Source organism: Neopusillimonas maritima (assembly GCF_003576595.1).
GTDB classification, from domain to species: domain Bacteria; phylum Pseudomonadota; class Gammaproteobacteria; order Burkholderiales; family Burkholderiaceae_B; genus Neopusillimonas; species Neopusillimonas maritima.
The window spans coordinates 59,651-82,516 of sequence record NZ_NQOU01000004.1 but is presented as its reverse complement, the minus strand read 5'-3'; the positions used below and the strand labels follow the sequence as shown (position 1 = coordinate 82,516).

The 22,866-nt window shown below is 53.5% G+C and carries 24 protein-coding genes; 13 read left to right on the top strand and 11 right to left on the bottom strand.

Translation table 11 applies throughout. The features are described from left to right. Positions 1-22 precede the first annotated feature (22 nt). From CJO09_RS10795 to petA, 5 genes are all read right to left on the bottom strand, one after another. Positions 23-469, bottom strand: a complete 447-nt coding sequence (locus CJO09_RS10795; RefSeq protein WP_119442347.1) for a ClpXP protease specificity-enhancing factor — start codon at positions 467-469, stop codon at positions 23-25. A 6-nt stretch (positions 470-475) separates the two neighbouring features. Beyond that, positions 476-1,084, bottom strand: coding sequence for a glutathione S-transferase N-terminal domain-containing protein (locus tag CJO09_RS10790; RefSeq protein ID WP_114420419.1), 609 nt, complete (start codon positions 1,082-1,084; stop codon positions 476-478). A gap of 137 nt (positions 1,085-1,221) precedes the next feature. Then, on the bottom strand, positions 1,222-2,067 hold the full coding sequence (locus CJO09_RS10785) for a cytochrome c1 (RefSeq protein ID WP_114420420.1): 846 nt from the start codon (positions 2,065-2,067) through the stop codon (positions 1,222-1,224). A 21-nt stretch (positions 2,068-2,088) separates the two neighbouring features. Then, positions 2,089-3,477: a cytochrome b gene (locus CJO09_RS10780; protein ID WP_119442346.1), complete on the bottom strand. Its 1,389-nt coding sequence runs from the start codon at positions 3,475-3,477 to the stop codon at positions 2,089-2,091. Positions 3,478-3,532: 55 nt separating this feature from the next. Next, positions 3,533-4,180: a ubiquinol-cytochrome c reductase iron-sulfur subunit gene (gene petA / locus CJO09_RS10775; RefSeq protein WP_119442345.1), complete on the bottom strand. Its 648-nt coding sequence runs from the start codon at positions 4,178-4,180 to the stop codon at positions 3,533-3,535. Positions 4,181-4,304: 124 nt separating this feature from the next. Between petA and mscL the strand changes: the two genes are divergently transcribed. Beyond that, positions 4,305-4,763 carry a large conductance mechanosensitive channel protein MscL gene (gene mscL / locus CJO09_RS10770; protein ID WP_119442344.1) on the top strand — a complete coding sequence of 153 codons (459 nt, stop codon included), beginning with the start codon at positions 4,305-4,307 and terminating at the stop codon, positions 4,761-4,763. Between the two features lie 14 nt (positions 4,764-4,777). On the opposite strand, the gene CJO09_RS10765 is transcribed toward mscL, so the two are convergent. Further along, a complete protein-coding gene (locus CJO09_RS10765; protein ID WP_119442343.1) occupies positions 4,778-5,554 on the bottom strand; it encodes a Nif3-like dinuclear metal center hexameric protein in 777 nt (258 codons plus the stop codon). A 14-nt stretch (positions 5,555-5,568) separates the two neighbouring features. Here CJO09_RS10765 and CJO09_RS10760 point away from each other — a divergent pair, with 14 nt between their 5' ends. From CJO09_RS10760 to CJO09_RS10745, 4 genes are all read left to right on the top strand, one after another. Further along, positions 5,569-6,696: a trypsin-like peptidase domain-containing protein gene (locus CJO09_RS10760; protein ID WP_119442342.1), complete on the top strand. Its 1,128-nt coding sequence runs from the start codon at positions 5,569-5,571 to the stop codon at positions 6,694-6,696. A 68-nt stretch (positions 6,697-6,764) separates the two neighbouring features. Continuing rightward, a complete protein-coding gene (locus CJO09_RS10755; protein ID WP_119442341.1) occupies positions 6,765-8,228 on the top strand; it encodes a mannitol dehydrogenase family protein in 1,464 nt (487 codons plus the stop codon). After that, a complete protein-coding gene (gene waaC, locus CJO09_RS10750) occupies positions 8,225-9,187 on the top strand; it encodes a lipopolysaccharide heptosyltransferase I (RefSeq protein ID WP_119442340.1) in 963 nt (320 codons plus the stop codon). The genes CJO09_RS10755 and waaC overlap by 4 nt, the downstream gene beginning before the upstream one ends. Next, positions 9,184-10,530, top strand: coding sequence for a 3-deoxy-D-manno-octulosonic acid transferase (locus tag CJO09_RS10745; RefSeq protein WP_119442339.1), 1,347 nt, complete (start codon positions 9,184-9,186; stop codon positions 10,528-10,530). Before waaC ends, CJO09_RS10745 begins: the two co-directional genes overlap by 4 nt. On the opposite strand, the gene galU is transcribed toward CJO09_RS10745, so the two are convergent. The 3 genes from galU to CJO09_RS10730 are packed head-to-tail and all read right to left on the bottom strand — an operon-like array spanning position 10,523 to position 13,133. Continuing rightward, positions 10,523-11,356, bottom strand: a complete 834-nt coding sequence (gene galU / locus CJO09_RS10740; protein WP_119442338.1) for a UTP--glucose-1-phosphate uridylyltransferase GalU — start codon at positions 11,354-11,356, stop codon at positions 10,523-10,525. The genes CJO09_RS10745 and galU overlap by 8 nt on opposite strands. 13 nt (positions 11,357-11,369) lie before the next feature. Next, positions 11,370-12,236 carry a type III pantothenate kinase gene (locus CJO09_RS10735; RefSeq protein WP_119442337.1) on the bottom strand — a complete coding sequence of 289 codons (867 nt, stop codon included), beginning with the start codon at positions 12,234-12,236 and terminating at the stop codon, positions 11,370-11,372. A 24-nt stretch (positions 12,237-12,260) separates the two neighbouring features. Next, positions 12,261-13,133, bottom strand: coding sequence for a biotin--[acetyl-CoA-carboxylase] ligase (locus CJO09_RS10730; RefSeq protein ID WP_119442336.1), 873 nt, complete (start codon positions 13,131-13,133; stop codon positions 12,261-12,263). A gap of 92 nt (positions 13,134-13,225) precedes the next feature. Here CJO09_RS10730 and CJO09_RS10725 point away from each other — a divergent pair, with 92 nt between their 5' ends. The 6 genes from CJO09_RS10725 (at position 13,226) to lipA (ending at position 18,139) form a co-directional block, all read left to right on the top strand. Further along, a complete protein-coding gene (locus CJO09_RS10725; protein ID WP_119442565.1) occupies positions 13,226-13,888 on the top strand; it encodes an alpha/beta hydrolase in 663 nt (220 codons plus the stop codon). A gap of 94 nt (positions 13,889-13,982) precedes the next feature. After that, entirely contained in the window at positions 13,983-15,182 is a 1,200-nt protein-coding gene (locus CJO09_RS10720; RefSeq protein ID WP_119442335.1) for a D-alanyl-D-alanine carboxypeptidase family protein, read from the top strand. 33 nt (positions 15,183-15,215) lie between these two features. Then, positions 15,216-16,085, top strand: a complete 870-nt coding sequence (locus CJO09_RS10715; protein ID WP_119442334.1) for a D-amino acid aminotransferase — start codon at positions 15,216-15,218, stop codon at positions 16,083-16,085. Between the two features lie 7 nt (positions 16,086-16,092). Continuing rightward, on the top strand, positions 16,093-16,368 hold the full coding sequence (locus CJO09_RS10710; RefSeq protein ID WP_119442564.1) for a DUF493 family protein: 276 nt from the start codon (positions 16,093-16,095) through the stop codon (positions 16,366-16,368). Beyond that, complete coding sequence (lipB, locus tag CJO09_RS10705) at positions 16,365-17,051, top strand: lipoyl(octanoyl) transferase LipB (RefSeq protein ID WP_119442333.1); 687 nt, start codon at positions 16,365-16,367, stop codon at positions 17,049-17,051. Before CJO09_RS10710 ends, lipB begins: the two co-directional genes overlap by 4 nt. A gap of 116 nt (positions 17,052-17,167) precedes the next feature. After that, positions 17,168-18,139 carry a lipoyl synthase gene (gene lipA, locus CJO09_RS10700; RefSeq protein ID WP_391523618.1) on the top strand — a complete coding sequence of 324 codons (972 nt, stop codon included), beginning with the start codon at positions 17,168-17,170 and terminating at the stop codon, positions 18,137-18,139. A 122-nt stretch (positions 18,140-18,261) separates the two neighbouring features. On the opposite strand, the gene CJO09_RS10695 is transcribed toward lipA, so the two are convergent. Together CJO09_RS10695 and CJO09_RS10690 are read right to left on the bottom strand one after the other, a co-directional pair. Next, entirely contained in the window at positions 18,262-19,317 is a 1,056-nt protein-coding gene (locus CJO09_RS10695; protein ID WP_245961308.1) for an aromatic ring-hydroxylating oxygenase subunit alpha, read from the bottom strand. Positions 19,318-19,450: 133 nt separating this feature from the next. After that, positions 19,451-20,161, bottom strand: a complete 711-nt coding sequence (locus tag CJO09_RS10690) for a GntR family transcriptional regulator (protein ID WP_119442331.1) — start codon at positions 20,159-20,161, stop codon at positions 19,451-19,453. A gap of 248 nt (positions 20,162-20,409) precedes the next feature. Between CJO09_RS10690 and CJO09_RS10685 the strand changes: the two genes are divergently transcribed. Further along, a complete protein-coding gene (locus tag CJO09_RS10685) occupies positions 20,410-21,528 on the top strand; it encodes an alcohol dehydrogenase catalytic domain-containing protein (RefSeq protein ID WP_119442330.1) in 1,119 nt (372 codons plus the stop codon). Positions 21,529-21,638: 110 nt separating this feature from the next. Then, positions 21,639-22,859 (top strand): amino acid ABC transporter substrate-binding protein, encoded by a 1,221-nt coding sequence (locus tag CJO09_RS10680; protein WP_119442329.1) that lies wholly within the window; start codon positions 21,639-21,641, stop codon positions 22,857-22,859. Positions 22,860-22,866 lie beyond the last annotated feature (7 nt).

Sequence of the window (22,866 nt, the reverse complement as noted above, 5' to 3'; positions counted from 1 at the left end):
AGTTTCTGTGTTTTTGGTTGTGTTACTTGACGATGGTTAAACGTGGCCGCTTAGGATCGTCATCCGGACCGTCGTCTTTGTGATCAGTGACAGGTGTTGCTTTTGTTTCACCTGTAGAGTCAACAGTTTCCTCGACGCTGCCGGGGTAAGGGGCCGAAGGTTCTACTTCGAACCCCATGCCGGCCCCGGTTTCCCGTGAATAAATGGCGGCAACTGCAGAAACCGGAACAAAAATATGTTCCGTTACCCCGCTGAAGCGTGCCTGAAATTCAATATATTCGTTACCCAATACCAGCGCATTGGTGGCCAATGTGCCGATGTTCAAGGTAATTTGACCGTCGTGAATATGCGCTTTGGGCACAACTGTATTGGCGTCGACTGAGACGACAATTTGTGGCGTATAGCCGTTGTCGGTGCACCATTCGTGTAGTGCGCGGATTAAATAGGGTTTGGTCGACGTTTCAGGCATAACTTTTTAACGACGCATAACCTTTTCCGACGGGGTCAGTGCTTCTATGTACGCAGGTCGCGAAAAGATGCGTTCAGCATATTTCTGGATCGGGGCGGCGTTCTTGGGTAATTCTATACCGTAATGATCGAGGCGCCATAATAATGGGGCGATGGCGACGTCGAGCATCGAAAACTCTTCGCCCAGCATGAACTTGTTCTTGATGAGCAAGGGTGCCAGTTGCGAAAGCCGCTCGCGAATATTCTGACGCGCATTCTCCAGGACTTTTTCGTCGGCGGGAGCACGGTTTTCCAGCGTTGAAACATGGATGAACAATTCTTTTTCGAAATTGAACAAGAACAAACGAGTGCGTGCGCGCATGACCGGGTCGGCCGGCATGAGCTGGGGGTGCGGAAAGCGTTCATCAATGTATTCGTTGATGATGTTGGATTCGTATAGAACCAGATCGCGTTCAACCAGAATAGGCACCTGGCCGTAAGGATTCATGACCGAAATATCTTCGGGTTTGTTGTAGAGATCGATGTCACGGATTTCGAAGTCCATGCCTTTTTCGAACAGCACGAAGCGGCAGCGTTGTGAAAAAGGACAAGTCGTTCCGGAGTAAAGCACCATCATGGCGAGGATTCCCCTCTAAAAAAATACGAGCTTAAAAAGACTGCTCAGAAAAGGGAAATAGGCGTACCCAATTCAGTTACGCCTATTTTCCCATTAAGCCGGCTAAAGCGCCGGGTGGCAAACCGCGTTTGCCGTGTTTACTTCACATGCTTCCAGTAGGCTGCGTTCAAACGCCAGGCCACGACCAGGAACAGACCGAGGAACAGGAGGACCCAGACCCCGATTTTCTTGCGTAAAAGCTGGTCGGGTTCGGCCATCCAGCCCAGGAAGTTAGCCAGGTCGGCGACGTCGTTGTCGTATTGAGCCTGTTGTACGGCACTGGGTGCTTCGAAGATGTGATCAACCACTTCTCCGCCCAGATAGTTCTCAACCGGTTTCGATTCGGTTTCAGAGAAGCCTTGGGCGTCGTAGCGGGTTGTTTTGTGTTCCCAACTTGTCTTGCCGTCTTCCGTCACCTGGTGGATCTCGGTTTTGATGTATTCGATGGGGCCTTGACGTTCCCATAATACATTAGGCATTGCCACACTTGGAAATACAGCATTATTCCAACCGGATAGTTTTGATGTGTCACGGTAGAACGTGCGCAGGAAGGTGTAAACGTAGTCAACACCTGACGGCCCCAGGTTGGTGGATTTTGCGCGGGCGATAACCGACAGGTCGGGCGGGTAGGCGCCAAACCAGGCAGTGCCGTCGGATTTTCGCATGGCGACGTTCATAAGGTCGCCCACCTTGTCGCTGGTAAAGAGCAGGTTTTTCTTGATTTCGTCGTCGGTGAGCCCAATGTCGTTCAATTTGTTGTACCGCATGGAGCTTGCACTATGGCAATTCAAGCAATAATTGACGAAGAGTTTGGCCCCATTCTGCAACGAGGCCATGTTGTTGATTCGATCGGGCGCATGGTCGAGCTCATACGAGCTTCCGGCAGCAACGGCGACGGAACAGGTAAGAGTAAGAGCCAAGGCACCAAGCAGCTTTTTAATCATAATCTTTCCGTGAGTGTAGGCTTAGTGAGCGTTGAACGTAATGCGATCCGGCACGGGCTTGAACGTGCCAAGACGGCTCCACACAGGCATCAGCAGGAAAAAGCCCAGGTAAATCAGTGTGCCGATCTGGCTCATGATATTGAAAACCGGACTGGGGGCTTGCGTGCCCAGATAACCCAACACCAGAAAGTTGACGATGAAAATACCGTACAAGTATTTATGCCATGTGGGACGATAGCGGATTGAGCGCACCGGCGAGTGATCCAGCCAGGGCAGGAAGAACAGGATTACCACTGCGCCACCCATGGCGACCACACCCCAGAATTTCGCGTCGATGGTGCGAAGTAGAACCGCAACCAAAAGCAGAATGACGGGGACGGCAATACGCCAGATGCCGCGCAGGTTGCCTTTCAGGAACAAGGCGATGGCACCCAATACCGATGCGCCGGCCAAAACCCAGGTGAAGTCATCGGTAATGGCACGCAGCATGGAATAGAAAGGCGTGAAATACCAAACTGGTGCAATGTGCGCCGGCGTTTTCAGGGGGTCGGCTGGAATGAAATTGTTGTATTCCAGGAAATACCCGCCCATTTCCGGTGCGAAAAATACGATAAAGGCGAACACAATGAGGAACCCGGCAACGCCCATAATGTCATGGACGGAGTAGTACGGGTGGAACGGGATGCCGTCGAGCGGGCGACCTTTGCTGTCTTTAGGCCCTTCCTTGATTTCGACGCCGTCCGGGTTGTTCGAGCCCACTTCATGCAACGCGATGATGTGTGCAACGACCAGGCCGATCAGTACCAGAGGTACCGCAATTACGTGGAAAGCGAAGAAGCGGTTCAGGGTGGCGTCGGAAACCACGTAGTCGCCGCGGATCCAGATAGCCAGTTCAGGGCCGATAAACGGAATGGCCGAGAACAGATTCACGATAACCTGGGCGCCCCAGTAAGACATTTGCCCCCAGGGCAACAGGTAGCCCATGAAGGCTTCAGCCATGAGGCACAGGAAAATGGCAACGCCGAAGATCCAGACGAGTTCCCGGGGCTTGCGATAGGAGCCGTAGAAAAGGCCGCGCAGCATGTGCAGATAAACCACCACAAAAAACATGGAGGCACCGGTGGAGTGCATGTAGCGGATGAGCCAGCCGTAGGGCACTTCACGCATGATGAACTCAACCGAGTTGAAAGCCAGCGCGGCATCGGGTTTGTAATTCATGACCAGGAAAATGCCGGTCACAATTTGTATAACCAGCACGAGTAGCGCGAGGGACCCAAAGAAATACCAGAAATTGAAGTTCTTGGGCGCATAGTATTCCGACATGTGCTCTTTGAAGAGTTTCGTAAGCGGGAAACGCTTATCGATCCATCCTAAAAGCCCTGTCGTTTCGACGGTTTTGTCACCAGCCATGGAAACGGTTCCTTTAATCTAACTGTGGCGTCTGTATTGTGTGTGGAATAAAGCTTTAAGCCTTGTTGTCGTCATCGACACCGATGATGACACTGCTGCCGTCGGCCGAAAATTGGTACGGCGGCACTTCCAGGTTATCGGGCGCCGGTTTGTTCTTGTAAACACGGCCGGCCAGGTCGAATGTGGAACCATGGCAGGGGCAGAAGAAACCGCCTTCCCAGTCGGCAGGCAACCCTGGACCCGGTTCCGCAGCCAACTCAGGCGTAGGTGAACAGCCCAAATGCGTGCAGATACCAACGGCAACGAAAAGCTCAGGCTTGCGCGAGCGGTACTCGTTTTGCGCGTACGGCGGGGTGAAGCCGGGGCGTTCCGAGTTGGGGTCGGCCAGTTGGCTGTCGTTATCTTTAAGCTCTTGGATCTGCTGTTCAGTGCGATGAAGAATCCAGACTGGTTTGCCGCGCCATTCAACAGTTCGCATTTCGCCCGGCTTGATAGACGAGACGTTGACTTCAACGGGTGCGCCCGCCGCACGGGCTTTTTCTGAGGGTGCAAAGCTGCCTACAAAAGGTACAGCAGTGGCGACACCGGCAATACCCCCTGCGGCACAGGCGGTGGTCACCCAAAGACGGCGCGACGGATCAGGCGGAAGGTTGCTTAAATCAACCGTTTCAGCCCCGTCGTGCTGTGACTTATCCTGACTCATTCTTGTATCCTTAATTCATGCCTTTCATAAGGCAATAAATTCAACGTTTTTACCGTATTGAATATTCTACCAACCGCGTATTATAGCGTTAGCCCGATGTCGGGTGAATTCCTGGGAGAGAATAATGAGTAATGGGAAAGGGTTTATTGCCGAGTTCAAGGCATTTGCGGTGCGGGGAAACATGATTGACTTGGCCGTTGGGGTCATCATTGGCGCCGCATTCGGGAAGATTATCGATTCGCTGGTCAAAGACGTCATCATGCCGGTCATTAGTCTTATCCTGGGTGGCAAAGTCGATTTCGCGAACATGTTCTGGGTGTTGAGCGAGCCGCAAGGGTACGCCGGGCCAAGAACTTACGACGCGCTGGCGGAAGCGGGGGCGAACTTACTGGCCTGGGGTAACTTCATTACCATTCTGATCAACTTCGTTTTGTTGGCGCTGGTTGTGTTCATGTTGGTCAAAATGACCAACAAGGCACGCGCTGCAATGAACAAGCCGGAGGAAAAGGCGCCGGCTGCACCGGCTCCTCCTCCGGAAGACGTGGCGTTATTGCGTGAAATCCGTGACTTGCTGAAGAAATAAATGGGTTCCGGAAATTAAATGGGGTTGTCCAGGTCAACGAACTCTACCCGGACGCCCCATTTTTTCTGAATGGCCTCGCCCAAGGCGCGAACACCGTATCTTTCGGTTGCATGGTGGCCGGCGGCCATAAATGAAACACCGGTTTCGTTGGCAATATGGAAGTTGGGTTCAGATGCCTCACCCGTAATGAATAGATCGGCACCGTGCTCAATTGCCGCGTCAACGAAGTTTTGTGCACCACCCGTGCACCAGGCTATGCGGTTGGGCTTATGGCTGGGGTCGCCGATCACCAGAGGCTTTCGGCTCAAGGCTTTTTCTGTGTCGTCGGCCAGCACCTTCAGGGTTCGGCCTTTGGGGCATTGACCCAGCCAAACCAGGTTTTCCGGGCCGCAGGTAAGGGGGGCGCCTTCTGTGTCGCGCAAGGGCTCCAGCCCAAGTTGAAGACCCAGCTGCGCATTGTTGCCGTACTCAGGGTGGGCGTCCAGCGGCAGGTGAAACCCGAAAATGTTCAGATCGTGTGCCAACGCGAGTGCCAGACGCCGTTTTTTGGCGCCTTTCACCACGGGGTTCTCATTTTTCCAGAACCAACCGTGATGAACAATGACGGCATCCGCCTTTCGTCGGATGGCTTCCTGAAGCAGGGCCTCGGAGGCAGTGACACCGGTAATAATATGGCTGATTTGCTTTTTGCCTTCCACTTGGAGGCCGTTAGGGCAATAATCTTTGAATCGTTGGACCTGTAACGTGGCGTCGAGCCATTGGGCCAGGTCTTGAGTGTTGATTGTTTTCATCTGATTTTGAATTTATGCGTCGATTTTGGTTGCTGTTTGCCCAGACCGTTACAGTGTGCCTGGGGATTCTCTTCATTATCAATACATTACGACCCGACTGGCTGCGCGTCGGCGACACAGCTCAGCGTCAAGGGTCAGTATCCAGTGCTGTGCCGATTGCAAGCTATGCTGACGCCGTGCAGCGGGCGTCGCCGTCGGTTGTGAATATTTATACCAGCAAACGTGTACTCGAACCGGTTCTGCCCCTGCTCGACGATCCTGAGCTTGCCCGTTTGTTTGGTGATTTGCCCGGTTTTTCCCGCAGTCGCCGTGCGACAACGCTGGGGTCAGGTGTGATTGTCAGCCGGGATGGCTATATTCTTACTAATTATCATGTAATAGAGTCGGCGGATGCGATCGAGGTGGCATTGGCTGATGGGCGCGTTAGCAACGCCCGGCTTATTGGTGCCGACCCTGAAACTGATCTGGCTGTGCTCAAAATTGAAGAAGAGGCGTTGCCGCCTATTGTCTGGGCTGATACCGGTGCGGCCCGGGTGGGTGATGTTGTGTTGGCAATTGGTAATCCGTTTGGTGTTGGGCAAACCATTACAATCGGCATCGTGTCGGCGCTTGGCCGTAATCGGCTGGGCATTAATATGTATGAGAATTTTATTCAAACTGATGCCGCCATTAATCCGGGAAATTCGGGCGGTGCGCTGATCGATACGCAGGGCCGTCTGATTGGTATCAATACCGCCATATACTCGGAAACTGGAGGGTCTTTGGGTATCGGGTTTGCGATTCCGGCCGGTATTGTCCAAAAAGTGTTTGAAGATATTGTGAAGCAGGGCTTTGTCACGCGGGGTTGGATCGGCGTTGAGCCGCAAGATATTACTCCGGACCTGGCTCAGGCCTTTGGTTTGGCGGCGCAAGAGGGAGTGATCGTGGCGCGCATTGTGCCGCAAAGTCCGGCGGCTGAAGCGGGTTTGCGGGTGGGGGATATCATTCGTGAGATTAATGATGAGACAGTGTCAAATACAGCCGGGTTTCTAAGCCAAATTGCCCGGGTCGAGCCGGGGACGCAGGCGATGTTACGGATACTCAGGGGCGGAAAGGCCCGGCGTATCGAGTTGCAAGTGGCACAGCGCCCCGTGAGCCGATGATAGCCACCTGCGTTGCGTCACAATAAGGTGGCTCGCATAATGAAGCTTGTAAAAACGGAAAGACAAGAATGAACAGATTAAGCCCTGAAACGCTGCTGCAGTTGCCTGAGTCAGTTGATAAGCCGGCCTATGAGCGCAACTGTGTGCCGATTCGCATCGTGCACTTGGGGGTGGGCGCATTTTTTCGTAGCCACCTTGCGGTTTACACCGATGAGGTTATGAAGCAAGGTGATACCCAGTGGGGCATTATGGGGGTGAGCCTGCGCAGCCCCGGAATCGATCGTGCGCTCACGCCGCAAAATGGCCTTTATTCCGTGCTGGAGCTTGCAGCCGAACAAAGCCGCTTGCGGGTGGTGGGCAGCGTGGTTGAAGTGGTGAGCTTGCCCGACGAGCCTGATCGCGTCTTGCGAACCTTGATTCAGCCGCAAATTGCCATTGTTTCCATGACGCTGACAGACAAAGGCTATGGTTACGATGCGTGCGAAGATTGTTTGAAAACCAATGATCCTGACATTGCCCGCGACCTTCAAAATCCAAGGCAGCCCCGTTCGGCAATCGGGGTGCTGGCTTGGGCGGTGGCCCAGCGAAAACGCCTGGGTTACAAACCGTTTACTTTAATGAGTTGCGACAACATTCCGGCGAACGGCAAGGTGTTGCAACGTGTGCTTGAACAATATATTCAGGAAGTGCAGGGCTCACTGGGTGATAAAGAATTGCTACGATATTTTCTCGATCAATACGCCTGCCCTTGTACGCTTGTCGACCGCTTAACGCCGCCTGTGCAGGAAAAGGACATCGATCGGGTTGAGCAAACGTTGGGAGTGCACGATGCCGCTCCGGTTGTGACCGAGCCTTATTCCTTGTTTGTGATGCAAGACTGGTTCAGCAACGACAGGCCGGCCTGGGAAACAGTAGGCGCAGTGGCAACCGCGCATGTGTCGTCTTATGAAAAACTGCGTTATCGCTTGTTGGATGCCAGTTATTTGGCCATTGGGTATTTGGGTTACTTCGAAGGGTTTGCCACTTTGTATCAGGCGCATCAGAACCCGGTAATCCGGCAGTTTGTGGCAGAACTGATGGATGATGCGGCAGCGACTTTGGGCAAACGCCCTGAGTACGATTGGCGTGTTTTTAAAGAAGAGTGGATACGCCGTTTCGATAATCCTGAATTAAGGGTTGGTACCGCGCAATTAAGAATCGAGACGTCGCATATTCTTCTCTATGCCATTGTTCCGGCTGTGGCGGAGCGTTTACGCCATGGCTTGAGCATCGACCGGCATGCCAAAGTACTGGCTTTGTGGATACGCTGGTTGATGCGCGCATCAGAAGCCGGGGCCGAACCGCTTGATGATTTGCGCGCGGGGCTGTTGCTTGAGCGGGTAAATGCGGCGGGGGGCGCGCATGCCGATCCGTATGCGGTTGTTGAAAACATTCTTTCGTTCGAAGCCTTATTCGGGGCCAGGCTGTCGAAAGATGCCGAGTTCAAACGAGCGGTAACCGCCGCATTGCAGCAATCCATGGTTGCGTCATGACCAAACGAATTCTCATTGTGCGTACGTCGTCATTGGGTGACCTAGTGCATATGTTGCCGGCGATTTCCGATATCGCGGCGCACGTGCCCGGCGCTCAAATTGACTGGTTGGTCGAGGAGAGCTTTGCGGAAATTCCGGCTTGGCACCCCGCTGTTCATGAGGTTATTCCTGTTGCGCACCGGCGCTGGCGAAAGAGCTGGTGGTCGGCGCAAACACGCACCGAGCGTGCAGCGTTGCGCAAGAATCTGGGGGCACGTCAGTACGACATTGTGCTCGATATGCAGGCCTTGATGAAGTCGGTTTGGCTGGTACGCCAAACTCACGGTACGCGTCACGGCTTGAATCGAAAATCAGCGCGCGAGCCGCTTGCCTCATTTTTCTACGATGTTAAGCATTCCGTCGAGTTCTGGCAGCCGGCGGTCATTCGTCAGCGTAAGTTGGCCGCTTCGGTGTTTGGTTACACCTTGTCGGGCGAACCCGATTTCGGGCTTAAGCAATTTACTGAAGATAAAAATATCGAACCCTATGCGGTAATCATGCCTTCGGCCAGCCGTGACGACAAACTGTGGCCGACAGACGATTGGCACACGGTTTTTGAGTTTTTAACGGAGCAAGGGCTGACATTGCAGCTTCTGGCGGGAAACCCGGCTGAAACCGCGCGTGCGCAGGCCTTGGTGGACGGCATGCCCAATGCGCAGGTGCTGCCAAGGATGTCGCTTACGGAAATTGCACAGCGGCTCGCGCAGGCCAGGGTGATGGTGGGGCTCGATAGTGGGCTTACCCATTTGTCGGCTGGTCTGGGCCGCCCGACAATTGGTATTTATAAAGCCTCAACGCCTGTGCGCACCCCGCTTCAAGGGAGTGGTTATACGGCCAGTTTGGGCGAGCGCGGACACGCGCCTTCGGCACAAACAGTGCTGAGCGCGCTCCGGCAGGCATTGGCATCGGAGTTGGTTTGAATCGTTTTTTATACAACGTTGGTATTTATTTGCTTTCGCCCTTGTTGTTGGGGTGGATGGGGTGGCGGGCTCATCGCGTGGGGGGGCATTGGGGAGTAATGTCGGGGCCGCGTTTTGGCCGTTACGATGAACCGGCAAGCCTGCATCATCCTGTTTGGGTACATGCAGTAAGCTTGGGTGAAGTGCGCGCGGCACAACCGTTTATTGACGCCCTGCTGGCACAGGGCGATCAGGTTTTATTAACTCACATGACGGTTACGGGGCGTGCGGAAGGGGCAAGAATGTTTGCTCATGCGCTTGAGGACGGGCGTATGCAGCAGGCCTGGTTGCCCTATGATTTCCCCGGCAGTGTCCGTCGTTTCCTGGCACATTACCAACCCTGTGTCGGTGTTCTCATCGAACGCGAGGTATGGCCGAATATCATCGCTCAGGCTCGACGCATGCGAATACCGCTTTTGCTGGCCAGTGCGCGTTTTTCCGATAATTCGTTGCGTCAAACGATCAGGCTGGGAAGCGTTATGCGTGAAGCGTATCAAAGTTTGCAAGTCGTTTATGCGCAAACCTTGCAGGATGCGCAGCGTCTTGAGCAGGCCGGAGTGGTGGGTGTTCGCGTTTCGGGTAATTTTAAGTTCGATGTTTCTTTGCCGCGCGAGTATATAGAGCGTGGCCGGGCTTTTGCCCAAGCCCTTTCGCGCAAGATGGTCACCATTGCCAGTACCCGCGAGGGCGAAGATGAGTTATTCATTGACGCGATTCAAAAACAGATCCGGCGCGCGCAGTCACAAGGGGTTTCGCTGGAAGAGCGGGTGCTGTTTTGCCTGGTTCCACGACACCCGCAACGCTTTGACGACGTGGCAAAAAAACTGGAAAGTGCCGGGTTGTCGTACATGCGTCGTTCCGAGTTTGTTCAAACGGGGGAAACGGGGGCTGTGAATGCGCGCATCATTACTCAAGGGCGCCAGTTGGTCCTTTTGGGTGACAGCCTTGGTGAAATGCCTCGCTATTATGCAGCCAGCCATGTCGCTATCATTGCCGGCAGTTTTCTGCCCTTTGGGGGGCAAAACCTTATTGAGGCTTGTGCAACCGGGGTGCCGGTGTTGGTGGGGCCACATACGGAAAACTTCAGTCAGGCGGTATTTGATGCGATTCAGGAAGGGGCGGCACTGCGTGTACCGACCGCTGATGCCGCAATTCAGCAGGCTTTAACGCTACTCGATGAGCCTCAACGGCTGGCCCGCATGACGCAGGCCGGCACACAGTGGGTGAGCAAACATACGGGGGCCGTGGCGCGTGTGTTAACCGGTTTGAATGAGTTAAAAGCGGAACGTAAGAGACCTAGCTAAGGCCGTGGTATTTGCGGCCGATTTCCATGGTTGCCTTGAAAAAACCGTCCTTGCTGCCGCAATCGTAGCGCGTGCCGGTATATTCCACACCGAACACCGGCCGCTCCGACATTAAGCTGGCAATACCGTCGGTTAACTGAATCTCACCGCCTACGCCCGCCTGCGTGCGACGTAAGTGTTCAAAAATTTCCGGCTCGAGCACATAACGCCCCACAACTGCCAGGTTCGACGGAGCCGCTTCCGGCTTGGGTTTTTCCACGATATTTTCCACACGGGTGGTGCGGTCATCTACGCGGGGGCCGGCAATAATTCCGTACTTTTGTGTGTCTGACGGTTCAATGGATTGAATTGCCAGGATGCTGCCGTTGTGCTGGTGTGCTGCTTCAACAAGCTGATGAGTGGCGTAGGTGTCCGAGTCAATGAGGTCGTCGGCCAGCAGAACAACAAAAGGTTCGTTGCCGACAATAGGCGCGGCACACAGTACGGCATGACCCAGACCCAAAGGCGCCGGTTGCCGTGTGTAGATGCAGTTTACGTACGATGGAATGATGTTACGTACAGCATCGAGCAGGGTTTGCTTGTTTTTGGCAGCCAAGTCCGCTTCGAGCTCTGGTGCACTGTCGAAATGGTCTTCAATCGCCCGTTTGTTGCGCCCTGTAATGAAAATAAGATCGGTAATGCCGGAAGCGACAGCCTCCTCAACGGCATATTGAATCAAGGGTTTGTCGACAATGGGCAGCATTTCTTTAGGCATGGCCTTGGTAGCGGGTAAGAATCGAGTGCCCATGCCCGCCACGGGAAACACGGCCTTGCGTATAGGTTTCATATGCTGGAAAAGACTAATTTAAATTTTTGGATTGTTGTAATTGTAGCGCCAGCGCGGCCAGCCCATCCAGCGCGGGGGTGGGCAACCATTCTATTGGTGTGGTGGGCAGGTCGAGCCGGCCTTGTGTGAAATGCAAGAGACGAATGACTTCTTCTTTTACAAGCGGCCATCCGCCGCCGGTAGCAAATACTTGTGGCGCAAGCCCGTAATATTCCAATGCGGCCAGCCATTGGCGCAGCACAGCACCGGCTTGCGCCGCCGCGATGCCGCTGGCAATGGATTGATGGGTGTGGGTGGGGTAAATGGTAGTGTTGCTGTTGGCGTCCGGTAAATGAGCGGTATTTTCAGCCAGCGCAGTACGCATCAATGCCGGTCCGGGAAGGATCAGGCCGCCGGGAAACTGGTAGTGCAGGTTGTCGGCCTGGGTTTCGTCGCCGGCTTTTTTAACAACCAACGTGTCAATTGTGGTGGCCGTGCCGAAGCCGGCAAGTATCAGGGGGCAGGGTGTCGTATCAGCATGTTCCAATTTGGGGTGGGGGCGCTGCGCAAGCCCGAGTAGTGCAAGCCAGCGGTCGGAGCCCAATAGTTCCGGATTGGCATAGGCGTTGGTGACATTAAGCGTTTGGGGTTCGCCGGTAACCCACTCAGTTGAGCAGTTGTGTTTTGAAAGTATTTTTTCTATAGCAGCAGCAACGGTGGGGCCTGCCACATTGACGCCCAGGGCCGACGTCGGCGGCAAAGGAAGTGTGCCCACCCAGTGGGCCAGTTGGTCGAGATCGGCATGTTGAAATGCAACGACGGTGAGTTCACGTTCGCATGTGTCGGGGTTGACCCAACCCGCTTTGATTCGCGTGTTTCCCGCATCAATCAGAATAATCATGGCAGTCTCCCGGAATTGTTGCTGTTATGCCTGATTCGACGCACCACGGGGCCGGATGGATATTTCGCCTAATGACAACGCGGTTTCACCATTGGGGCCGTGTACGAGCAATTGTCCCATGATGTTAATCCCTTTGGCGATGCCCGCATGTAACAACCTGTCATTGTGAATAACATTAATGTGTTGGCCCAACAAACCGTCAACTTTTGCATAGCGCTCGGGAAGCGTGTGAAAGCCATTACGTGTAATTTCGCTATATATGTTGCGCCAGTTTTGTGCGATATCGATAACAAGATCTGAGAGGCTGGCTTTTTGGGCCTGGAGGTCTTGCGCGCAGACGCTCGACCAGTCGGCCACGGCGCGATTCAACGACTGGCTCAATGCACGGGCATCTTCAATATTCAGGCCGATTCCAACAATCACCACATGATGGTCGTCTGAATTTTTTGCGGTGCCTGCACGCGTTACTTCGGTAAGAATGCCGGCGAGTTTTGCCTGGTCCCACCAGATATCGTTGGGCCATTTCAAGGTTAAGCGGTGCTGGTTTGCGGGGTCGATCCGGCTTCGAAGAGCTTCAGCCACAGCAATACCGGCAAGCGGCGATAGCGTGGGCAACTGTCGGGTTGGCGTAAATATGTCGTAGGCGCAGGAAAACATGAGGTTCGCACCCGCGCGATTCTGCCAGGTTCGCCCGGACCGGCCCCGCCCCGCGCGCTGGAAATGTGCGCCGTGCAACCAGGGGCGGGCCAGAGTTTGTTGAGTTGTTCTGGCCTGGTTAAGCAGGTCGGCATTGGTTGAGTCGGTGTGTTCGCACCACGTAACCTTGCGGAAAGCGGGCAGGGCCTGTGTCAAGGCCTGTTGCAGTTGGTCAGGCGAAGGAAGTGCAAGGTTTGACATGGGTCGTGATTAAAAAAGCGTCAGGATTCAGGTTAAGCTTTAGGGTGCTGGAGATAAGGATAGTTTAAAGCGCAAAATAGATTGGTATGAAAATGGCTGAACACAAGGAAATAAAAGCATTTGATGGTCAGGCGGGGCCGATTGAGTGTGTTATCGAGTGGCCGGAAGCCTCGGTTGAGGGCTGGGCGCTGGTATTGCATCCGCACCCGCTGCATGGCGGCACCCGCGACAACAAAGTCGTTACCACTATTGGGCGCGCTTGTTTGCAGCGTAATCTTGTCACCCTGCGGCCGAATTTTCGTGGAGTGGGTGACTCTGCCGGAGAGTTCGACAACGGCAAGGGCGAAACCAAAGACATGCAAATGCTGGTTGAGCAATTCGTCCAGGCTTATCCCGACCTGGCGGCAAAGCCATGGATCCTGGCGGGGTTCTCGTTTGGAACCGCGGTTGCCGCCCAGTTGCAGGCAAACCTGGAGGATGCTGTAGAGAGCGGGTCGGTGGTTTGTGCCACGCCCAATGCGTTGATTCTGGTGGGGGCTGCCGTAGGGCGTTTTCAGTTTCGTGATATTTCCCTGCCTGAAAATACTTTGATGGTCCATGGCGAGGTTGATGAGGTTGTGCCCTTTTCTGAGGCCATGGATTTTGCCCGGCGGCATGAGCAGCCGGTAACGGTCATTCCGGATGCGTCACATTTTTTTCACGGCAAGCTGGTTTCTTTGAAGTCATTGGTTCAGCAACGTCTTGCCACACTTTAGGGTGGCTGACAGGGCAGGTTCGAAGCCTATAATGAACTTTTTTCGGCTTACAGTTCCAAACGGTTGTTATCACGTTAGGCGGGTTAATTAAATTATGTTGAAGTTGTCTTCTCTTTACCGAACAAGTTCGCGTTTTCTGGCACAGGGTTGTTTGGGGTTCGCATTGGCCTTAGGCAGTGGCTATGCCCATGCGCAAAGCATCACTGATATTACAGTGGCGGAATTATCTACGGTGCCGTTGCCCGATCTGGCTGCCAAAGCCTGGCTGTCGCTGGATATGAACAGCGGTCAGGTCATCGCGGCAAAAGACATCAACACCGAGGTAGAGCCTGCGTCGCTTACGAAACTTATGGCGGCGTACGTTATTTTCAAGGCTATTGAAGATGGTCGCTTGTCTATGGACCAGGAAGTGCCTGTGTCGGAAAAAGCCTGGAAAACTGAAGGTTCGCGCATGTTCATCAATGTGAACACGAGCGTGAAAGTCAGTGACCTGCTTCAGGGTTTTATCGTGCAATCGGGTAACGATGCCACAGTGGCGCTTGCCGAGGCAGTGGCCGGAAGTGAAAGTGCTTTTGTTGCGCTCATGAATGAGGAAGCCCAGCGCCAGGGCCTTAACGACACCTACTATACGAATTCGCCAGGCCTGCCGCATCCCGACCACAAAACAACGGTAAAGGATTTGGCTCTTCTGGCTCAGAACCTTATTAATGATTTTCCGCAACATTTGCACTATTACAGCCAGAAGGAATATACCTACAATGACATTCGTCAGCGCAATCGTAATCGTTTGCTATGGATTGATGAAACCGTTGACGGCCTGAAAACCGGGCATACTTCGTCGGCTGGTTATTGCCTGATTACGACAGCCTTGCGTGACGGGCGCCGTGTCGTGACGGTGCTGGTCGGCGCTAATAGTGATGCGGCGCGCACGGAAAACAGCTTGAAATTGCTGAACTGGAGTTTCCAGAATTTTGAAACAGTCAAACTGCTCGATCAGGACAAACCCGTTGTGGATGCGCGCGTTTGGCAAGGTTTGGCTGAAACAGTGGGTCTTGGCCAGTCACAGCCGGTATGGCTTACTGTGCCTCGTGGGAAGGCAGCCGATATCGAATCTGTCGCTGAATATACTCAGCCACTTATTGCACCGTTGGAAGCGGGCCAGCAGGTGGGCACTGTAACTCTAATGCTAGACGACCTGGCGCTGCGCCAAGAGCCGTTGCGGGTATTGGCCGATGTCGAGCAGGCTGGGTTTATGTCCCGCATGATCGACAAGGTCAAGCTGATGTTGCAATAGCGCATATTACTTTTTCTTCTGGCTGTGGCGTTCATGATTTCAGGCGTTGATAACGACAGTATTGTTTATTTGAATGGCGAATTTCTTCGCCTGGCCGACGCCAAAGTTTCGGTGCTTGATCGGGGCTTTGTCTTCGGCGACGGCATCTACGAAGTGGTGCCGGTTTACAAAGGCGTGCCTTTTCGCATGCACCAACACATTGCCCGGTTGCAGCGTAGTTTGCAGTCGGTACGTATTCATCTTGAATACACTGAGGCGCAATGGCAGGCTCTGGTCGAAGGGGTGCTCGCACGGGTGGACGATTCGGCGTCGAATTTAATGGTGTACTTGCAAGTGACCCGTGGGGTGGCAAAAAGAGATCATGCTTTCCCTGCGGCTGTTGAGCCCACGGTGTTCTGTATGGCATCGCCTTTTGCGCGCCCGGGCAAGGCGCAGCGCGAGGAAGGGCTTGCCGCCATATCTGTTCCCGATACGCGTTGGCTGTTGTGTCATATCAAATCTATTTCACTTCTGGGCAATGTGCTTGCCAAGCAAGCGGCAGTTGATGCCGGGGTCGATGAAGTGCTGCAATTCCGCGAGGGTTATCTAACGGAAGGTTCGTCGTGCAATATTTGGGTGGTTAAAAATGGTGTGCTCATGGCGCCTGAAGCGAACCATCTTATTCTTGAAGGTATTCGTTACCGATTTTTGGCGGAGTTGGCGCGTAACGCAGGCATTCCATTTGAGGCGCGTCCTGTTTCAGCTGAAGAGGTAAACGACGCCGATGAACTCATGTTAACGTCGGCAACCAAAGAAGTGTTGCCAATCGTGCGTTACAACGGTAATCCGGTTGGCACGGGTAAGCCCGGCCCGGTCTATGCGTTACTGCGGGCAAGTTACGATCGTGTGATAGAGAGTCTTTAACATGGCCATGCCCCCAATTCCTCCCGAGCAATCTTTAATTGAGTACCCTTGCGACTTCCCGATTAAGGTAATGGGTAAGGCTCATCCGGAGTTCGCGCAGGTGCTTACAGAAGTGGTGCTGCAGTTCGATACGACATTTGATCCCGCAACGGTTGAAATGCGGCCAAGTCGCAGTGGGAACTATTTGGGTCTGACGTTTACAGTAACGGCAACCTCGCGCGAACAGCTCGACGACCTCTATCGTGCGCTTCATGGTCATCCTATGGTGTCGATTGTGCTGTGATCAATGTCAGGTGGTTGCCGCGTCCCGCATCTTATACAACAGTCTGGCAAGACATGCGGGCGTTTACCGAAGCACGCACATCCACAACACGTGATGAAATCTGGCTGGTTGAACATGAGCCTGTATACACTTTAGGGCTGGCGGGTAAAACGGAACATGTGTTGAACCCAGGGGCGATTCCCATTGTTAGAACCGACCGTGGCGGGCAGGTTACTTATCACGGTCCCGGCCAGGTGGTGGCCTATTGTTTGTTCGATCTCCGTCGCTATGGCCTGTATGTTAAAGAATACGTAAATCGGCTGGAAGAAGTTGTTATTAACCTGTTGCAGGATGGTTACGGCCTGGACGGGGCGTGTCGCAAGGTAGGTGCGCCGGGTGTGTACGTACCAATCGATGAAACGCCTGAGGCCGTGTCACCGGGGTTAAACGATGGTCGCACAACGAAACAACTGGCGAAAATCGCGGCTCTGGGCATTAAAGTACGTAACGGTTGCACCTATCATGGCGTTGCTCTGAATGTAGAAATGGATTTGACCCCCTTTCTGGGTATTAATCCGTGCGGCTATGAAGGCTTGGTAACGGTTGATTTGGCCGGCTGTGGCGTGCATACCACTGTTTCAGAGGCAGGTAATTTGCTGGCCCGGTATTTGCTGCAGGCTTTTCCTGCGCGTGAAACAAGTTGAGCCCCTTTTGTTGTCAAGGGGAATTGGCCTTTCCGGCTGATGGGGCAGTAGAATAGGGTTTTTACCAATACAACCGGCACACGGCAACGTGTTGCGAGACAGAAAGGATGAAGTCCATGACTGATTCAGCTGTGGGTCAGGCCGCCTCAGGCTACGACCCAACACAGAAGCAGAAATCTCAAGCCAAAACGTCGCGGATTCCAATCAAGATCGTGCCCGCTGAACGGTTGAAGAAGCCCGACTGGATTCGGGTTAAGGCTGCCGCACCTGGTTCTCGCTTTTACGATATCAAGCGCATTTTGCGTGAGCATAATTTGCATACGGTTTGCGAAGAGGCGTCGTGTCCCAACATAGGTGAGTGTTTTGGTAAAGGCACGGCTACTTTCATGATTATGGGCGACAAGTGCACGCGTCGTTGCCCTTTCTGTGATGTGGGGCATGGACGCCCCGATCCGCTGGATGAAAAAGAACCGGAAAATCTGGCGCGCACCATTGCCGATCTTAAGTTGTCGTATGTGGTGATTACTTCGGTAGACCGTGACGATTTACGCGATGGTGGGGCGGCGCACTTTGTGGAGTGCATTCGTCAAGTACGGGCGCTGTCTCCAAAGACACAAATCGAAATTTTGGTGCCTGATTTTCGTGCGCGGCTGGAGCGCGCCTTGGGTATCTTGAACGCTTGTCCTCCCGATGTGATGAATCACAATCTGGAAACGGTGCCCAGACTATATAAACAGGCTCGTCCGGGCTCCGATTACCACCACTCCCTTAAATTGCTTGCAGAGTTCAAGGCGCTGCATCCCGACGTGCCCACAAAATCGGGCTTGATGCTGGGTTTGGGCGAAACAGATGAAGAAATTCTGGAAGTCATGCGTGACATGCGTGAGCACAATGTCGATATGCTGACGATTGGCCAGTATTTGCAGCCCTCTGAGCACCACTTGCCGGTGGTTCGGTATCCGCATCCCGATATTTATGCCATGCTTGAAAAAGAAGCATATGCCATGGGCTTTACCCATGCTGCGGTCGGCCCAATGGTGCGATCTTCTTATCACGCTGATGAGCAGGCGCATGCTGCAGGCGTTTAATTCAATATTGTCGGCAGTTAGGTAATTTAAGCGTCGTGGCAAATTTAAAAAGCCATCCCGGACAACAATGAACTGACCCCATAAAGTTGGACGGTCAGTTCACAATCGGGATGGCTTTTTATTTAGGCCTTTGCCGTTTCAGCTTGGGGTGTTTTTGAGTCTTCTATCTCCAGCAATTTCAACAAATTTCGGCGAACCTTCACTGATGCGATGTCGTTAGACATCAGTACAGGGTCAAGGTCGAAGAACTCCTCGCCATTCATTTCCTCCTGAACGCCCTGAATGATAGGGCCGTCTTCCAGTTCGAAGGCGTCGCGCATGGCTTTGAGCTTCATTGCATTGAAGTCGGCGTCGTCTTCCAGGTGGTTGCGTCGTGTTGCGAAGAAGTAGTGGGTGCTGTCTTCGGTTTCAGGCGTACAGGTATGCAGGTCGTATGCGCCAATCCCTTGTTCAAAAGGTGTGTCACCTTGCGCTCCACCGACGGAAAGTTGGATGTTGGCAGGCGGCATCCACTCAACGGTGAAAAAGTGTCGCGCTTCAGCCTGGGGGTCGGGCAGGAAGTGAGACAGGACAAAGATCGGGGGGGTTTGTTTCCACTCCCAGCGTGCAAATACTGAGCGTTCTGTTTCTTTTACCTCGGGAATGATCGGTGATAACTGTCCGCGAGTGGAGATGGCGTCGCCGTGGACATGATCGATATGGCTGAGGTCCATCACGTTATCGATCATCAGTTGGTAGTTGGCATTCATGTGCATGTGGGTATAGCCGATGCCGGTGGGCGGGCCGTTATCCAGGGGGCTGTAGTCGGGCAGTTGCGTCGGGTCGGCTGGTTCGTCGCCCATCCAGATCCAGATAAAACCGTATTTCTCCTGCAAAGGGTACGTGGGAACCTTGGCCGCTTTCGGTATATTGCCCGAGCCGTGCGGGTTGTGCGTGCATTGGCCGGTACAGTCGAACTTCAAGGCGTGGTAATGGCATACGATTTGGTCGCCGTCGCGTTTGCCCAGGTGCAGAGGAGCGAAGCGGTGCGGGCAGCGGTCGCGCATGGCGACCGGGTCACCATTCTGTTTGCGGTAAAGCAATACATTCGTGCCTAATAACTTGCGATGAAACAGGTCTTCCGGGCCAACTTCGCTGGACAAGGCAGCGACGTACCAGGCATTTTTCAGGTAACGCATAAGACTCCTCCGGGTATGGTACATGCCATACGGTTTATTCAATTAATAAGCGCAAAAAAAACGCATGACAACGGTCATGCGCAAATTCTATGCATAAAATTAATTTTTATGTATCAGGGTTTTTGCTATGCTTTTATCTGGCGATGGCCATTTCCTGGTCGGTCTCATGCATGGCAAGGACGCTTTCCATTACGCTTTGCTCAGTGCCCCGAATGTGTTTTTTCAGTAGTGAGACGGCAGCGCGTTTATCGCGCTTCAGAACCGCTTTCATGATGAGTTGATGTTCCTGATTCTTTTTGCGGTGTGCTTTGCGAAAACGTGCGGAATAGCGCCGATATCTTTCCGCATTGTCGAAAAGCTGTTCGATAAGATTCAGTAGCAAAGGCGATGAGCAGCCGGAATAAATGGCCAGGTGGAATGCGCGGTGGCGTTCCGACCATGACTCATCCAGCGCAATAGGCCCGTCGCTGAGTCTTTGTTCCGCCAACCGAAGGCTGTGCGATGCGGCCACGATGCGTTCTTCCCATTCATCATCTCCGCTCTCCATGGCGTCTTTCAATGCTTCTGTTTCGATTAGAAGGCGCACGCGGGTAAGGTCTTTCAGGCCGTCAATTGACAGCGGAGCAACGCGAAAACCACGATTTTCTATAGAGCGAACCAGGCCTTGTTCGGCCAGTCGTGCCAGTGCTTCGCGCACCGGACTGCTACTGAATCCGTAGCGGGAACTGAGCTCATCGACGCGCAGGCGCTCTTCCGGCGGGAATTCGCACTGCACAATGGCCTTGCGTAATGTGCGGTACGCCTGCTCGGTGAGAGGGTAATTTGCAATGTTGTCTGAAGCCATGGCTGATCTCGGCATATCGTTTTGGCGTTGTTGACGAATCTGAATTGTAGATCAAGCGTCTTCATTTGGTGATGAGGCGGCGGGTATACCCTTGTTAGTAAAAACCCTTGTGCTCAAAAGTATGTTTTATGCATAGAAATTATGTTTAAATAGTTTTTGTCATGAAAAGATAACTTTAATCTAAGTCTTGTAAATCGCTTAGCAAACATATCGCCTGGAAAAGAAGGGCGCAGTAACAAGGAGACGAGATGTCCATTCCAAAGACAATGAAAGCAGCCCGCATGCACGACGTGGGCTCCCCCATGAAAATCGAGGAAGTGCCGGTGCCTGAGGTGCGCTCCAACGACGTGCTGGTGAAAGTTCATTCATGCGGCATTGTGCCTAACCTGGGTAATGTGTTGAAGAATTGGACAACCTGGTTTCCAGAGCGCCCATTGCCTCCACTGCCGGCTATTTTCGGCCTCGATCCGGCGGGCGAAATTGTGGCGGTTGGCTCGCAGGTGCACTATTGGCAACCCGGTGATCGCGTTTACGTGAATCCCGGTCGTCACTGCGGCGGGTGCCGCGCATGTCGCGACGGTCGTCATGAGCATTGTGAGTACTACACCTTCAACGGCTACTTTGGGTTCAGCGAAAAGTCTTTGAAGATTTTCGATGACTACCCTTATGGCGGCTTGTGTCAGTACATGACCGCGCCTCAATATTCGCTGGTCTCCCTTCCCGATAGCGTGTCGTACGATCAGGCTGCGCGTTTGGGCTATTTGGGTACGGCTTACGCCGGTTTGCGTAAAGCGCAAATTCGGCCCGGCCAAACCGTCATGGTGAGCGGTGCAAGCGGGACGCTGGGGCTGGGCGCTATTTTGCTGGCCTTGGGTATGGGGGCGACGCGTATCCTGGGTGTGGCGCGCAATAAAGAGTTATTGGCCCGCGTTAAAGCGCTGGCGCCCGAGCGCATCGAGGTCAAGTCGATAAATGATAACGAGTCGGTTGAAGACTGGGTCCAGCGCATGACGGCAAATGAAGGGCTGGATTTGTACGTCGATTGCATCGGGCCGGGCGGTGGTCACGACATTTTGTTGTCGGCAATGCGCGTGCTCAAGCGCGGCGGCAAAGCCGTTGATATCGGCGCCATTGCAGGCGATGTGCCGGTCGACTTGCATACCGTCATGGACTTGCAGCAAACGGTTATTGGTTCGTGCTGGTTCACTGCGGCCGAAGGTCAGGATATGGCTGATATGGCGGGTGCGGGAACATTGAATATGTCTGTATTCGAGCATGTGGCCAGTCCTCTCGAGCAAATTAACGAGGCGATTTCCGGTATTGAAAATCGCAGCGGCGGCTTTAGTAATTTTGTGATTCACCCTTAACGGTTGTCCGGAAGCGACCGCTTTTATTTCCCCTGCAACCCTTGCTGCCGGATATTCATGGCAGCGGGGAGCAGATTACGCAGTATTCAAACAACAGGAAGGAGACAAGTATGGGAAATCGATTCAGCCGGCGTGACTTTGTGAAAGTGGCAGGGGTGTCTGCCGCTGCAATGGCCACGCCAACCATTTCGTTTGCGCAGGCAGATCGTGACACTTTGCGATTTGGTTGGGCAATTTCAAAAACCGGCCCGTTTACTGCTGGGGCCAGTTCCACTCAAATCCCCAATTATCGTTTGTGGGTAGATGACGTAAACAAGGCCGGCGGCCTGATGGTAGACGGTAAAAAGAAGCTGATCGAGGTTTTCGAATACGATGACCGCAGTCAGCCCGAAGAAGCGGTTCGCGCTATCGATCGTTTGGTTAACCAGGATAAAGTCGACTTTTTGCTGCCTCCTTGGGGAACCGGCATGAACATGGCTGTTGCACCTGTGTTTTTCCGTAATAAGTTTCCCATGATTGCGCCCACCTTCATTACTGAGCGCATGCCCGAACTCGTTAAGCGCTGGGATAATGTTTTTGCTTTGTTGCAGCCCAATGCCCCCTATGGGACGGCAATTGTCGACGTGCTTCAGGAAATGCGCAAGGCAGGCAAAATCAATAATCGCGTAGCGATTGTGAACGTAACCGACCAAGGTGGAATTGAACTGGTTAAGGCGGCACGTGACGCTTTCGCGAATACCGATTTTGAAATCGTACACGAAGCCGGTTATCCCATTGGCACTCAGGATCTCACGCCAATTATCACTGCCGCCCAGCAAAGCAATCCCGACGTATTCCTTGCATTCAGCTATCCGCCCGACTCAATGGGGCTCACTGAAGCAGCTAGGGTGCGTGGCTTTAATCCGAAGGTGTTCTACATCGGTGTGGGTTCGGCGCTGCCCATTTATCGCAAGCGCTTCGCTGCTGCAACGGAAGGTATCATGGGCCCAGGCGGCTGGAACCCTGAAACTCCGGAGTTGCAAGCCTATCTTGAGCGCTTTCAGGCCCTGAATGGAGGGCTGCCCGACCAATGGGTCAGCTATCTGTGTTATTCGGGTCTGCAGGCTTTGGGCCAGGCTATCGAGACCGTGGGAACGGTTGATCGCCCTGCAATTATCAAAGTGCTTCAGCAGGAAACCTTCGACACGATTTCAGGTCCCTTGCGCTTTGAAAACAATATTGCACGCGATGCATGGCTGGTTGGTCAGTGGCAAGGCGATACGTTCTGGGGCGTTGCGCCCAAAGACCGGGAAGGTGCCAAGCCTATTATCGACAAGCCGAACTGGAGCTAATCCGGAG

Bases quoted from the DNA above. Each gene is read 5' to 3' on its own strand.
- CJO09_RS10795 (WP_119442347.1), bottom strand. From the start codon at position 469: ATGCCTGAAACGTCGACCAAACCCTATTTAATCCGCGCACTACACGAA.
- CJO09_RS10790 (WP_114420419.1), bottom strand. From the start codon at position 1,084: ATGATGGTGCTTTACTCCGGAACGACTTGTCCTTTTTCACAACGCTGC.
- CJO09_RS10785 (WP_114420420.1), bottom strand. From the start codon at position 2,067: ATGATTAAAAAGCTGCTTGGTGCCTTGGCTCTTACTCTTACCTGTTCC.
- CJO09_RS10780 (WP_119442346.1), bottom strand. From the start codon at position 3,477: ATGGCTGGTGACAAAACCGTCGAAACGACAGGGCTTTTAGGATGGATC.
- petA (WP_119442345.1), bottom strand. From the start codon at position 4,180: ATGAGTCAGGATAAGTCACAGCACGACGGGGCTGAAACGGTTGATTTA.
- mscL (WP_119442344.1), top strand. From the start codon at position 4,305: ATGAGTAATGGGAAAGGGTTTATTGCCGAGTTCAAGGCATTTGCGGTG.
- CJO09_RS10765 (WP_119442343.1), bottom strand. From the start codon at position 5,554: ATGAAAACAATCAACACTCAAGACCTGGCCCAATGGCTCGACGCCACG.
- CJO09_RS10760 (WP_119442342.1), top strand. From the start codon at position 5,569: ATGCGTCGATTTTGGTTGCTGTTTGCCCAGACCGTTACAGTGTGCCTG.
- CJO09_RS10755 (WP_119442341.1), top strand. From the start codon at position 6,765: ATGAACAGATTAAGCCCTGAAACGCTGCTGCAGTTGCCTGAGTCAGTT.
- waaC (WP_119442340.1), top strand. From the start codon at position 8,225: ATGACCAAACGAATTCTCATTGTGCGTACGTCGTCATTGGGTGACCTA.
- galU (WP_119442338.1), bottom strand. From the start codon at position 11,356: ATGAAACCTATACGCAAGGCCGTGTTTCCCGTGGCGGGCATGGGCACT.
- CJO09_RS10735 (WP_119442337.1), bottom strand. From the start codon at position 12,236: ATGATTATTCTGATTGATGCGGGAAACACGCGAATCAAAGCGGGTTGG.
- CJO09_RS10730 (WP_119442336.1), bottom strand. From the start codon at position 13,133: ATGTCAAACCTTGCACTTCCTTCGCCTGACCAACTGCAACAGGCCTTG.
- CJO09_RS10725 (WP_119442565.1), top strand. From the start codon at position 13,226: ATGGCTGAACACAAGGAAATAAAAGCATTTGATGGTCAGGCGGGGCCG.
- CJO09_RS10720 (WP_119442335.1), top strand. From the start codon at position 13,983: ATGTTGAAGTTGTCTTCTCTTTACCGAACAAGTTCGCGTTTTCTGGCA.
- CJO09_RS10715 (WP_119442334.1), top strand. From the start codon at position 15,216: ATGATTTCAGGCGTTGATAACGACAGTATTGTTTATTTGAATGGCGAA.
- CJO09_RS10710 (WP_119442564.1), top strand. From the start codon at position 16,093: ATGCCCCCAATTCCTCCCGAGCAATCTTTAATTGAGTACCCTTGCGAC.
- lipA (WP_391523618.1), top strand. From the start codon at position 17,168: ATGACTGATTCAGCTGTGGGTCAGGCCGCCTCAGGCTACGACCCAACA.
- CJO09_RS10695 (WP_245961308.1), bottom strand. From the start codon at position 19,317: ATGCGTTACCTGAAAAATGCCTGGTACGTCGCTGCCTTGTCCAGCGAA.
- CJO09_RS10690 (WP_119442331.1), bottom strand. From the start codon at position 20,161: ATGGCTTCAGACAACATTGCAAATTACCCTCTCACCGAGCAGGCGTAC.
- CJO09_RS10685 (WP_119442330.1), top strand. From the start codon at position 20,410: ATGTCCATTCCAAAGACAATGAAAGCAGCCCGCATGCACGACGTGGGC.
- CJO09_RS10680 (WP_119442329.1), top strand. From the start codon at position 21,639: ATGGGAAATCGATTCAGCCGGCGTGACTTTGTGAAAGTGGCAGGGGTG.